Genomic DNA, 11696 nt, shown 5'->3' with positions numbered 1-11696 from the left:
TGCACTCCAGCATGGAAGCTGTATTGAGAATTAGCCTCAGTTTCCCGAGAGTATTCTCATCCATAGGGTAGTTTGGCCACGTGTTACTGAGCTATATGCCACGGGTCTAAACCCGTGCGACTAGCATGGCTAAATCGGACTCCGATAGCAATGGCCTCCGGCAGGATCAACCGGAATGTTGCCTCCCAGAGGGAGGCGGTTAGGCGGGAACACATACGGTATGTGTTGCTAACTTGCTATCGACTATCGGGACACTCGAGAACCGACCGAGTGTCACCGAACTACCAGAGCTAACATCAGATCCCATCTATACGGCGGACCGCAGGGGTGGAATCCTCATTTCCTTCGGACCAGATTGTTTGGCGGTGAAGGGTATAAACCCTTCGAGTTGCCATCGAATCGTGTCCAGTGCAGTCGGGCGTTGTCGACCCCGACCGAACCTCGTTGTATTCACCCGGAATGCCCGTTTCCACTTAAGGGCATCGGATTGCCTTGCCCCGGGTCGTCCCGGAGTAAGGTGATTTACAGTCTGTCACGAGTGCCCTGTATCACTTAAGGGCGTCGAACGACAGACGGGTTCGGCGGGGAACGTCGCCCCGCGCTGCTTCGTATCTATACCGAGGAGGCAGGATTGTTTAAGGCCGTCGAATCGAAACGAGTGTGATAGTCGATTGAAGGTATGAACTAGTTGTCTTGATTGAATGTTGGTAAACACTCAGGCACAACGGTACAGAAAGATGTGTGGCGGCGTCAGGACTGTATTTCCGAGTTGACTTCAAGCAGTTCGTGGTAGCGGTTCCGAATTGTGACCTCAGAAACGTCGGCCACATCGCCGACTTCACTCTGGGTGAGCTTCTGGTTGGTCAGTAGTGATGCAGCGTAGATGGCAGCTGCCGCAAGTCCGACGGGCGACTTACCGCTGATAACACCCTGTCCGCGGCCGCGTTCGATCAGGTCCCGCGCGCGTCGCTCAGCCTCCTCTGAGAGGGAAAGCTCAGAGGCAAACCGCGGGACATAGTGTTCTGGATCTGCGGGTTTAACTTCAAGTTCAAGTTCGCGGATAATGTAGCGGTATGTTCGGGTGAGTTCCATCCGGTCGACGCGAGAAACGCGTTCAAGTTCGTCGAGCGAGCGCGGTGTTCCGGCCTGCCGTGCCGCCGCATACAGCGACGAACTGGCGACCCCTTCGATAGAGCGGCCGGGAAGCAAGTCGTCTTCGAGCGCGCGTCGGTAGATGACACTTGCTGTTTCCCGAACATTTTCAGGCAGACCAAGCGCGGAGGCCATCCGGTCGATTTCGCCGAGGGCTTGCTTGAGGTTACGTTCCTTGGAGTCGCGGGTACGGAACCGCTCATTCCAGGTACGTAACCGTTGCATCTTCTCGCGTTGGCGACTCGACAGCGCGTTGCCGTACGCGTCTTTGTCTTGCCAGCCAATGTTCGTCGACAGGCCCTTGTCGTGCATCATATTTGTCGTCGGTGCACCGACGCGGGATTTCTCGTCTCGCTCACTCGAATCGAAGGCACGCCACTCCGGTCCAGGGTCAATTTCGTCTTCTTCGACAACTAGTCCACAGTCGGTACAGACAGTCTCACCGTGTTCTGCATCTGTTGCAAGACTGCCGCCACATTCCGGACAGACGTCTTCTTTCTCTGTCTCGTCGTGTTCGGTCGTTCGCTCGGTCGTTCGCGTACGGGGTGGTGATTCACTCATTTTTGGATTTTCTGTTGCCGGATAACAAACCTACATATGTCTGCCGGTCGTTTCGCTAATGTCTGGTTAGTAATTCACACATATAAAAGTTACCCCACTATTTTACAATCTGATTATAGTAGAGAGCATCGAATACGGCCACAAAGATCAGAATAGCGTGTGTTATTCCGCGAGTATGTATTGAGAAAGTGTCTCGTGTGGGCCGGGCAGTGTGACCAGAGGAACGCAGTGGCCGGTGAGCAGTCACCGTTTCAACTTACTACGACCGGCGATATATGTGTCTAGCGCACATACATTTCATTGGGTGAGCAGTAACCGACCCGGATACAAGCAGTATGATTTATCAATGAGCGATGAGCAGTCCGCCGGTCCAGAGGGTCCGTCCGACACAGATAGTCCAGACGCCTCGAAGTCGTTAGAAGAACAATACTCGCGCATTATTGGCCGCTTTGTTCAGGGAGTCGAACTGGCTGCGGCTACCGTTTTTGCAATACTCTTTGCAATCGGGGTCATCGACCTGATGTTACAGATACTTGAGGCAATGCAGTCTGGGAGTATCACTGACCCGCTCGTCGTTATTGGATTTATAGATACAGGTCTCCTGTTGCTCATCATTGTCGAGGTATACCAGACGGTTCTTGCGTACGTCGAGGAAAACAAGACCCGACGAATCGTCCAGCTTGTTATCTATACCGGAGTCATCGCGATGGTTCGGAAAGCCATTATTTTTCGAACAGGCGAATACGCCTCGACAAAGGATGCCCTGTTCGCTGCTGGCTCCTATGGAATCATTATTTTTGCGTTGGTTGCACTGCTCTTTGCCGAACAAAACTATGGAAGCAACGCCGGATTACTCTCCGAAGAGTAAGTTCAATCGTGAATGGTTGCCAACACGTGGCGCTGGTGAACTACCCTACTCGGTCGCTCCGCTCCCCTGCGTTGCTCCTTGAGGACGGAGACGTAATCCCGGAGTACAGTTAAAACACAGAGACACCTGCTATGCAGTGTGAAATCTCACGGACACACAGGGGTTCGGCGTCGCGTCACATGTACAGACACGTACCCTGTGTTTATCGTGGGTAACAGTCCAATTAGGACCGTATCAATCGGACCAATATAACAATCACGGCGTCGAATATGCACGAAATAGGTGCTGGCTACGTTACACGGTAAACAGATGGCCCTCCTGTGGGACAGCAAGCAGTCCAAGGCGCGCGCCCGCGTCTAGCCAAGCGTGCCCATAAGAGAATGCGGCAAGTGCATTCACGAGGTCGTCTTCCTCACGGAAGTGACGGCCATCTTCGAGATACGAACGGGCCATCTCGACACAATCAGCAGCACCGTTCGCCAGTGGTGTCTCCGGTTGTGACGCAATCTCAGCGGCAGTAAGCGCCTCGTCAAGCAACTGCTCGTATCGGTCGGTTTTCTCTGTCAGGTCGGCCATACAGACAGTTTGCGCTCGGCGTCCATAGATCTGTTACTTCAGACAGAACCGGTCACTGGGTCATCATGGAACCCTTCAACCCCATCGAGGCCAAGGACAAAGTCAGCGTCAAAGACCACTGCAGGCGTCTCGAACCCAGTTGGGAGTGTATCCATCGCGTTGAGGCGCTGGAGCGCCGTTGTTGTGGCATTGACGGTCAATGCGTACGGATCAGGCGTTTCGAGTCGAGAACAGACGGTTTCCTCGCCATGTGATGCTTCGCCCCAGACAAAGACACTGCCACGTTCGGAAGGGGAACCGACTAGCCAGCGAGCCAACTGCTGAACTGTCCGTTTTACCGGCGTGACCGCGAGCAGCGCTGAAAGGGGCTGGGTTAGCTGGAGTGTGTGGGTAGCCAGTTCAGGGAGGGCCATATACGTCTCGATGTTTTCAATACCGGTAGTGTAGTACGCTGTCGAAACATCAGCAAGCGGGAGAAGACCCGCGTTCCGTGAGCCGTTACCGAAGTCAATTTCTTGCGAGTGAGAACCAATCGTCGCACGTTCCAAGACACCATCCCGGCGGATGCATGCACCACGGCCTGCATGCTCAACTGCAGAGGCCACAGTTCCACCCGAGACGTCAGTCCGTGCCTCGACACCAAGCCGGAGCTGCGTTGCGTCCGGGAGGCGGTCATGAAGATGACAGGCCAGACAGTCAGTTGGAACAATATCAAACCCGAGACCGGGGAGGAGCGGGATACCGGCTTCCTCGGCTTCTCTATCACGCTCGGCAAGTGCCTCAAAGACCGGAAGCTCGCCGGTGATGTCGAGATATGCTGTCCCTGTATCGAGACAGGCGTCGACAATCGGGTCGGCTGTTTGCTCGAAAGGACCAGCGCAGTTGAGAACAGTCTCAACCTCGTTCAGGGACGAGTTTGCGTTGCTCGGCTCAAATACTCGTGACTCGACGCCGAGTTCGACTCCAAGGCCGCGCGTTTTTGTCCCGTGTCGACCAGCAACAATAATATCAAGACCGCGTTTGGCTGCCACACGGGCAATGCGTTCACCAGTGTAGCCGTATGCACCGTAAATTAGCGTCGTCATACCGGTACGTAGCATTCCCTCCCAGAAAAGCACCAAGTTGCTATGAATCTCTGAGTGTCTCGATAATCCGTTCTGGAATCGCCTGTGGCGGACAGATATCGTCGACACAGCCAGTCTCGATTGCGTGTTCAGGCATTGTGGCGATGCTCGCGGTTGCTGGCTTCTGGACAATAACAGTCCCACCGGCATCAGCGACGTGTTCGACACCGACTGCACCGTCTGACCCCATCCCAGTGAGGACAACAACAACAAGTGGGTGCTGGCAGACTGCTGCAGCAGATTCAAGTGTCACATCGGCCGCAGGGCGGACATTGTGTACTGGCTCACTCTGTGTGAGGTCGTAAGATATTGCTGTCCCATTGTCGTTTCGAGGAACCAGATGATAGCCTCCTTTGCTGACGACAGCTTCACCCGGCTTGACTGAGCCTCGATGCGTTGCCTCTTGAACAGCAAGTTCAGAAAGGGTATCTAGTCGTTGGGCGAACCGGGCAGTAAACTCATCGGGCATATGTTGGATAACGAAGACACGGGCATCAAACGTCTCCGGGAGCGCTGAGAGTATTGATTGTACCTCTGGTGGCCCACCGGTCGATGCAGCGAGGACCACTGTCGCCGGGGATGTCGAATGCAGCGGTTCCGGCGTTGCCGTTGCTGTCTCGGTGGATGTCGACGGTATCGCGGAGACATCGGCTTGTGCCACGAGACGGACCGAATCAACAAGATCCTCAGCGGACCGAAGAAGAGAAGTCGACACCTCACCGCCGGGCTTCATAAAGAAATCGACGGCACCGGCATCAAGTGCCTCGAATGTCGTCTCTGCTCCCTCTTCGGTGTACCGGCTCAACATCAGAATCGGCGTCGGATGTGTCGCCATAATTCGTTTGACAGCCTCGATACCGTCCATTCCCGGCATCTTGACATCCATCGTTACGACATCTGGATTGTGCGTTTCGACTGTCTCGATAGCGTCGGTCCCGTTCCGTGCGTCGTCAACGACAGTGATACCCCCCTCTTCGAGTACTTTAGTTATCTGGACACGCATGAACTGAGAGTCATCGACGACAACCGCCTCTACCACATCTTCTCCGTCATGCATATGTACGTACCATTTCTGTATGTGCTTCTTACCAGTGGCTAACAACGATTTCGACACGCGTTCCTTCCCTGTCCCCAGCACCAACTGTAATATCCCATCCGTGTGCCCCAGCGACTTCTGTCGCTATCGAGAGTCCTACACCAGTTCTGTCCGGGCACGTGGTATAGCCAGCGTCTATGACGTATTCACGTTCATCAGCGGGAATCCCAGGCCCGCTGTCCGCGACGTAGAACCCAACGCTTTCCGAGAGTGGGCCGACCTCGACGGTCATCGTATCGTCGCTATGGAGAGAGGCATTCTCCAAGAGTTCGTTCAATAGTACTCTCACACGTGCGCGCTCACCAACAAACTGGAAGTCCTCGACAGCAAGGTCGTGTTGTTGTGTGTTCACATCGGACCAGCAGTCCTGTGCTAGCGACGCGAGCGAGAGTTCTTCTGTTTCCTCGACAGGGTGGCCAACTTCGACTAGGCTTACACCACGTTTCATTAGTTCATCCACCTCAGTCAGAGCGGCCTCAACAGTATCGAGATGAGAAGTGTCCTCGTCAATCGATGCGAGTTCAACCCGACCGGAGGCGACATTCAGCGGGTTGCTGAGGTCGTGAGAAACGAGACTCCGCAGCGATTCCAGTCGCTTGCGTTCGCGTGTCAACTGGGAGGCTGTCTCAAAGGCATCGATTCGTCGGCCAATTGCCGAACCGACCGACGAGAGAGTCTCCTCGTGCGTCCGGTCGGAGCTGTCCAAATACAAATGAAACACGCCGTACTTTCCCTTGTCTCCGTGAAGCGGGATTGCAACGAACGATGCGTACCTGTCTATATCTGCACCAGCTGCAGCCACTACTCTCGAGACATCGGAATGGTCAGTTTCTGCTCCCGTCCACACATCGCCGCTTGCCTCGACAACTCCCGTCAGTGTTTCACCGTCTGGCTCCAGCGTTGACGGGAGTGACGTAGTCGATGGCCCGCTACGTACTCTGAGTGTACTTCCCCGCTCGGTCCCGACCCAAACGAAGCCGACTCCAGAAACAGTTATGAGTGAGTCGACGAGAGATGTTCCCAGAGCTGCCGGGGAGTGTGCTTCATCGAGTACCGTGTGAACAGTGTCGACTGTCTCACACAGCCACGTCGGCCACCTGTCCGAGTGGCCATGTTCGGGTGGTGTCTCGTTGCAGTGGTCCCCATCCATACCACTGACTCGGTTCGCAGTCACCAAAACTGTACTGGCGACTGGCGGTAATGAGACAGACAGAATGAATTGACACGACAGATCAGAAAGTTATGCGAAGATAGTTCCTCAGTTAGATACGCGACAGACAGTCTATGATCAATGCACGAGACAGGCTACTGTAGGCACGGCTGTCAGGACAACGGTTTACTATGACCACAGCAAAATGTAACAGCATGGCCGACGAGTCAGACACAGCCAAAAAAGCAGGCGGCGGCAGTCTGACGGGAAAAGAGCGGACATGGCTCGATGCAGTCCGCAACGCTGACACACTCGACGCACTCACGTCGATTATCGACACGGTGTCAGAACACGATGCCTACCTCAAGGCAAAAGAACGCTGGAAAATACTCCACAGACGGGAAATAGACGGCCCAAAGAGCACAGAGAGTACGATACCAGGGACACGAGTCGCCGTCGATGGCCGACCGGTGTTCGTCCACGGCGTTACGCACGCCGATACGCAAAAAGAGCGGTGCTTCCTCCGCAAGCATATCACAAATTACCTCGACAACGGGGCCGCGGTATACTGTGAACAGGGTATCCGCCCAATGTACTTTGCAGATATGGACGATGTCTGTCAGGTCGACGACTACCGGTGGGCAATGCATCACTGTCGCGAACAGAATATCGATTCGCACATACCGGGAGAGATTAACCGAGAGTTTGCCGCTGACGAGCGTCTCGGAGCAGACCTCCGGTCGGTCGCCTCAGAATTTCGCGAACGGACATTCACGCTCATCGACGCCGGGAAGAACATGTACGGCGACCGGTTCACTGCTGCTTTGGGTGATATCGCATCGGGGTTTCTGACCTCACATGAGGAGCTTGCAACTGGCGAGGATTTCGTCTCGTTCCAACTCTCTCAGCAGGCTGCTGCTAACCCGTCCCAGCTCGTGGAGTTACAACAGTACTACGAGACAGTGTTTCTGCCACAACCCCTCGAACGTGAGTGGTTGCGACGACATGACCCTGAACTCGAACTGTTCACGCACGCGCGCAACGAGCGGATTGTTGCATATGTGCTCTACAACGCTCCCGAAGACACGCCAGTCCATATCATCACTGGCGCTGCCCACCAGCCAGGAATCAGCTACTATCTGCAGGCGTACCGTGACGGTGAGTGGACCATTCGACCATTTGAAACCGTCCCGTGAGAAAGAAAACAATCACTCATCGAAACGGTGGGGAACGTCAGGACGTTCGATAAGTTCGCCAAACGCTGCCGCTTCGCGCGTTTCTTGTTCAGCCTGTGGAGCCGTATCTCTGACTCTGTGCTTGATTGTTCGGAGTGCCGTCTCGTCGTTGGCCGCGAGTTCGTCAGCGACAGCTCTCGGTTCAGCGCTGACGCGGCTGAGTACTCCCGCGTCGAGAGCGTCTTGTGCTGAGAGAACGCGCCCCGAGAGTGCGATATCTAGTGCTATACTTTCACCGACAATAGCAGGGAGCCGTGCCGTCCCACCCCACGCGCCAAACAGGCCCAGCGACACACCGCTTTCGGCCAGCGTTGCCTCCGGCGTCCCAACACGAAGGTCACAGGCAAGCGCTAGTTCTACACCGCCACCTCGTGCCGGACCGTCGATACCGGCAACGACGGCACCGTCGTACTGTTCGATTGTTCGGGCCACACGCTGACCGTGCTCGGCGAAGTCAACTGCTGACTCGCGGTCGAGAGATGCAACGGTATCAAGGTCAGCCCCAGCACAGAACGCACGACCAGCGCCATGCAGGTAGACCACTGGCTCCGTAGCATCTTCAAAGGCTGCTTCTAGCGCGTCGAGTCCTGCTGGAGTGAGCGCATTCTTCGCAGCCGGCCGGTCAAGTGTAACTACCCGAACCGAGCCGTCGACACTTGTGTCAATCACCTCAGATCTCCTCGACATCTGCCGCACTGTCCTGAATTGCCTGCTCGAAATTGCTGATTTCCGTGTCGATATTCCGCTTGAAGAAACTCTCAATGCCAGGCACTTTTCCGTCAACAACAAACCGGTTGACAACGTGACATCCAGTTTCCGTCTCGCTCAGTTCGTGTTCGCCGGTGACAGTCATTACCTTCGATGTGCCAGCGAACTTGACATAGTTTGGTGGGTCGCGTTCGACATCTCGTGTCCGGACCGAGACTGTAGAGCTGATAACAGGAATCGGTAAGCTAAGATTCCAGATAACGTTGTTGTGACCGCTCTTACCGCGGACCTCGTAGGAATCGACAACGCCGATTGTCTCTGCTCTTGTCTCTTCGTCAGACAACAGTGGCCAGACCACATCAATCGGCGCTTCGACGTCAAACGCGCGCTCCACCTCGACAGTCATACAGTTATGTAGGGTACTCCGGTAATTAACCCTTGTTTATCATCCAGCAACCGACTCAGAGTGATGGCGTTTCGTGGACGCGTAACTCGACATCACGTTCTTTTCCCTCAAGGTCGGCGACGACCCGTTCGACAACTCTTCGGCCCTCGGTTTGAATCTTCGGGATAACGCGGTCAAGAATCGCATCGAAAGAAATCAAACGTGGAAGCGTGAACGCGTCCCGTGTCGCGGTTGATGTATCGAACTCGACGATGAAAAACACCTCACAGGCCGGTTCAGTGTCGTCATCCACCTGTTCGTCAGCCGTCTCGACGCGCCAGTACCCGTTGGCGTCGATATCTTTGACAGTTTCCCAGTCGATACGCCACGGCGGCTCGACATCAGTGACCGCAGAGCGTGCGGTATAGGAGAGTTTCCACCACGAAAAGACGAGGTCGTACTCGGTGCCGGGGTCTCCGTCACCGTACTGTTCGACACGGTCGAGATACTTCGAGTAGCGTGCGTACCGCGGGAAATCGAGGAGAAATTCGTAAACATCCTCGGGAGGGAGGTACACGTCGGTGCTGATTTCGAGACGTTGCACATGGCCCAGTCCGTCCCGGGAGTACTTTCCTGTTGTGCACGCCGACCCCACGAGAGACCCCAGACGAGGTCATTGACCCCCCAATGATTGGCTGTCTGGGTCTTCCGGTGATGTAAGGGTAGTTTCAAAGAGCTTTTTAGCTCCTTCACCAAGGTACGGACAGTGACAGAAGTTTCCGTCGTCAGAGAGACACTGGCGCATTCGCTTGCGGACGTCGAGCCGCCTGCGTTCCAGGCCCATCTCCGGAACACGCTCGGCGACGTGTCTCTGACACCAGCTATCCTCACGGTTCGGACTGCACGGGTACTCGAACCGTCATTCGACGAGGCCTCCTGTGCACTTCACGCTGCAGGCGTCCAGCTCACCTACGAGGGGCTTCGGCTGACACGCTCGATTCTCTCGGATGAGTTATGGACCCAAGACAGTAATCAGAGAAATTACTACCTTGACTTACTGGCTGCAGCCGTCCTGGTTTCCAGGGGGTATTACTACCTCGCTGATTCAGGCGTGACAGACCAAGCCGTTGAGGCGGCACGACGCTTTGGGCGATACCAGACATACGACCAAAACGGTGAGCTAACTGAACAAGAGTATTCGCTGGAAGAAGATTTCATCGCGCTCGCGGTCAACGCGGGCGCGGATATGGCACTCCAGACGGTCCCACCGTCGATTACCGCGTACGGGGAGAGCCTTGCGCGGGACATCGGGACCCAACCGCTTTCCGAGCCCGAGCCAGCACTCGAAGGCGTCGAAGAGCGGTTAAAGACGCTTGCTAGCGCGCCTGAGGCAACTGAAGTCGACGAGTACGATGAGTAGTATGTGGACGCGCCACAATCTGCGCTCAAATCGAAACGTTCAAAGACCAATCGCGGTAACAAAGTGATGCGCGCCTGGGTAGCTTAGCGGTAAAGCGCGTCCTTGGTAAGGACGAGACCCCGGATTCAAATTCCGGCCTAGGCTCTTTTCACAACTTGACGGCTGAACAGCGACGACTATCTGTTGTATTCACCTCTGTTGGGATTCGAAAGCAGTTATCGGCCCACGGGTACTGTAGCCTTTCTCAAGAGAATCTGCGACAATAGAACGAGACCACACCACGCCATAGTAAACAACAAATAGTGCATAGCATGCTTACTGTCTGTGTATTACTTTTTAGGCTTGCCAAAACCGAAGTCGTTTTATTGTTTTAGGTTGTCCTAAATCATAGGTGCCGAAGTAATCGGTTCAACTCGGACCACACGCAGAGAGGCGACAGCCAACAATAACTCACGCAAACGGGCGGCATACGCGAAAATCAGGCAGACACGGAGATAAGCCAACATATGGTCGGAACGACACTCTCAGAAATTAGAGCGCATATCGAGCAACTTGCCAGCGAATCAGGCGATTACTATATTGCCTGCAGCCGGACACGTGAACGGCCAGTGCCAGCCGCTGGAAAGCGATTCGACGACCGGGCGACCGCACGGAGCGCGGCTCGTGCTACCGAACAGTATCGAACCGCACTCCGGCGGTACGACCCACAAGTTCCGTACTACGATCTGATTGTCTGTCAAGAACTGGAGTCATTGAGAACGGAACGCAGCGACAACCAGGGGTGTGGAGGGTATCAAACCCTTTCAGAACCAGTACTCAACGGCTCTTCGCTTGACCTAGCGTGTCCCGAACGTGTCGAGTTCTGTCACCGGGTGGCAGCGGCCGTCTTCGAGACGCTCTCTGATTTTGAGTTCGAGACCGTCGAAACAGCAGTTATGGATGCCTATTTCGAGTTGGCCGAGTCAATTGACAACCCGGACGACCTCTGTCTGTGTCTGCTTGAAGGTATCGCGACAGAATTAGATAGCCGACTGGAGCCTGCCAAACAGGGGCAAGTGCTCACGGAAGCCGCAACCCGAGTCGGGCCGACCGACATCTCACACAAGCCCCTCTCAGTGACACTCAATGCGCTCGAAGAACGAGGACTGCTCGGGAGCCACACTTGCTCACCATGGTCTCTCCACCCGAACAAAGGTGCCCGGTCAGTTGTCGTCCAGCTGTCGGAGTACGAACTTACGCCCCAGCGTGGCCGACTCCCTGTTCTTCCAATCGCAATTGAGTTGTACCGTCGCCGGCCCAGTCACCCCCCCGCTTCGATTCGCGTCGTCGAACAGAACAATAGCTGGCAAGCCACATTTGTCTTCGCAGAGACAGCAGAACCGAATGGTCTCGCTACCGCCCCAATAACTGCAAACCAATAG

General features: G+C 55.1%; 12 protein-coding genes, 1 tRNA gene and 1 rRNA gene. 5 read left to right on the top strand and 9 right to left on the bottom strand.

Annotated features, from left to right (window positions below; all coding sequences use genetic code 11):
• Together N5098_RS05690 and N5098_RS05685 are read right to left on the bottom strand one after the other, a co-directional pair.
• Positions 1 to 177 (bottom strand): 16S ribosomal RNA (locus N5098_RS05690); the annotation flags it as partial.
• A gap of 573 nt (positions 178 to 750) precedes the next feature.
• Positions 751 to 1713: a transcription initiation factor IIB gene (locus tag N5098_RS05685; RefSeq protein WP_267636755.1), complete on the bottom strand. Its 963-nt coding sequence runs from the start codon at positions 1711 to 1713 to the stop codon at positions 751 to 753.
• Between the two features lie 346 nt (positions 1714 to 2059).
• On the opposite strand from N5098_RS05685, the gene N5098_RS05680 reads away from it, so the two are divergent.
• Positions 2060 to 2581: a phosphate-starvation-inducible PsiE family protein gene (locus N5098_RS05680; RefSeq protein WP_267636754.1), complete on the top strand. Its 522-nt coding sequence runs from the start codon at positions 2060 to 2062 to the stop codon at positions 2579 to 2581.
• Between the two features lie 294 nt (positions 2582 to 2875).
• Here N5098_RS05680 and N5098_RS05675 read toward each other — a convergent pair whose 3' ends face one another.
• From N5098_RS05675 to N5098_RS05660, 4 genes are read right to left on the bottom strand one after another with little or no spacing between them, the layout of a single operon-like run.
• On the bottom strand, positions 2876 to 3157 hold the full coding sequence (locus tag N5098_RS05675; protein ID WP_267636753.1) for a DUF357 domain-containing protein: 282 nt from the start codon (positions 3155 to 3157) through the stop codon (positions 2876 to 2878).
• 38 nt (positions 3158 to 3195) lie between these two features.
• A complete protein-coding gene (locus N5098_RS05670) occupies positions 3196 to 4242 on the bottom strand; it encodes a saccharopine dehydrogenase family protein (protein ID WP_267636752.1) in 1047 nt (348 codons plus the stop codon).
• Positions 4243 to 4282: 40 nt separating this feature from the next.
• Entirely contained in the window at positions 4283 to 5338 is a 1056-nt protein-coding gene (cheB, locus tag N5098_RS05665; protein WP_267636751.1) for a chemotaxis-specific protein-glutamate methyltransferase CheB, read from the bottom strand.
• Between the two features lie 28 nt (positions 5339 to 5366).
• The gene (locus N5098_RS05660; protein WP_267636750.1) at positions 5367 to 6527 is read right to left on the bottom strand and encodes a sensor histidine kinase; all 1161 of its coding nucleotides are present in this window, start codon (positions 6525 to 6527) and stop codon (positions 5367 to 5369) included.
• Between the two features lie 215 nt (positions 6528 to 6742).
• Here N5098_RS05660 and N5098_RS05655 point away from each other — a divergent pair, with 215 nt between their 5' ends.
• Positions 6743 to 7723, top strand: coding sequence for a hypothetical protein (locus N5098_RS05655; protein ID WP_267636749.1), 981 nt, complete (start codon positions 6743 to 6745; stop codon positions 7721 to 7723).
• Positions 7724 to 7735: 12 nt separating this feature from the next.
• Here N5098_RS05655 and N5098_RS05650 read toward each other — a convergent pair whose 3' ends face one another.
• From N5098_RS05650 to N5098_RS05640, 3 genes are read right to left on the bottom strand one after another with little or no spacing between them, the layout of a single operon-like run.
• The gene (locus tag N5098_RS05650) at positions 7736 to 8431 is read right to left on the bottom strand and encodes an enoyl-CoA hydratase/isomerase family protein (RefSeq protein ID WP_267636748.1); all 696 of its coding nucleotides are present in this window, start codon (positions 8429 to 8431) and stop codon (positions 7736 to 7738) included.
• Position 8432: 1 nt separating this feature from the next.
• On the bottom strand, positions 8433 to 8876 hold the full coding sequence (locus tag N5098_RS05645; RefSeq protein WP_267636747.1) for an SRPBCC family protein: 444 nt from the start codon (positions 8874 to 8876) through the stop codon (positions 8433 to 8435).
• A 55-nt stretch (positions 8877 to 8931) separates the two neighbouring features.
• Positions 8932 to 9459 (bottom strand): SRPBCC family protein, encoded by a 528-nt coding sequence (locus N5098_RS05640; RefSeq protein ID WP_267636746.1) that lies wholly within the window; start codon positions 9457 to 9459, stop codon positions 8932 to 8934.
• A 162-nt stretch (positions 9460 to 9621) separates the two neighbouring features.
• Between N5098_RS05640 and N5098_RS05635 the strand changes: the two genes are divergently transcribed.
• The 3 genes from N5098_RS05635 to N5098_RS05625 all read left to right on the top strand — a co-directional run bounded on the left by N5098_RS05635 (position 9622) and on the right by N5098_RS05625 (position 11696).
• Positions 9622 to 10275, top strand: coding sequence for a DUF7114 family protein (locus N5098_RS05635; protein WP_267636745.1), 654 nt, complete (start codon positions 9622 to 9624; stop codon positions 10273 to 10275).
• A gap of 72 nt (positions 10276 to 10347) precedes the next feature.
• A tRNA-Thr gene (locus tag N5098_RS05630) sits at positions 10348 to 10419 on the top strand.
• A gap of 362 nt (positions 10420 to 10781) precedes the next feature.
• Positions 10782 to 11696, top strand: a complete 915-nt coding sequence (locus tag N5098_RS05625; protein ID WP_267636744.1) for a DUF7551 domain-containing protein — start codon at positions 10782 to 10784, stop codon at positions 11694 to 11696.

The organism is Halovenus rubra, from assembly GCF_026586665.1.
In the GTDB taxonomy this organism is placed as follows: Archaea; Halobacteriota; Halobacteria; order Halobacteriales; family Haloarculaceae; genus Halovenus; species Halovenus rubra.
The sequence above is the reverse complement of the archived record's forward strand: the minus strand, read 5'-3'. Positions and strand labels throughout refer to the sequence as shown.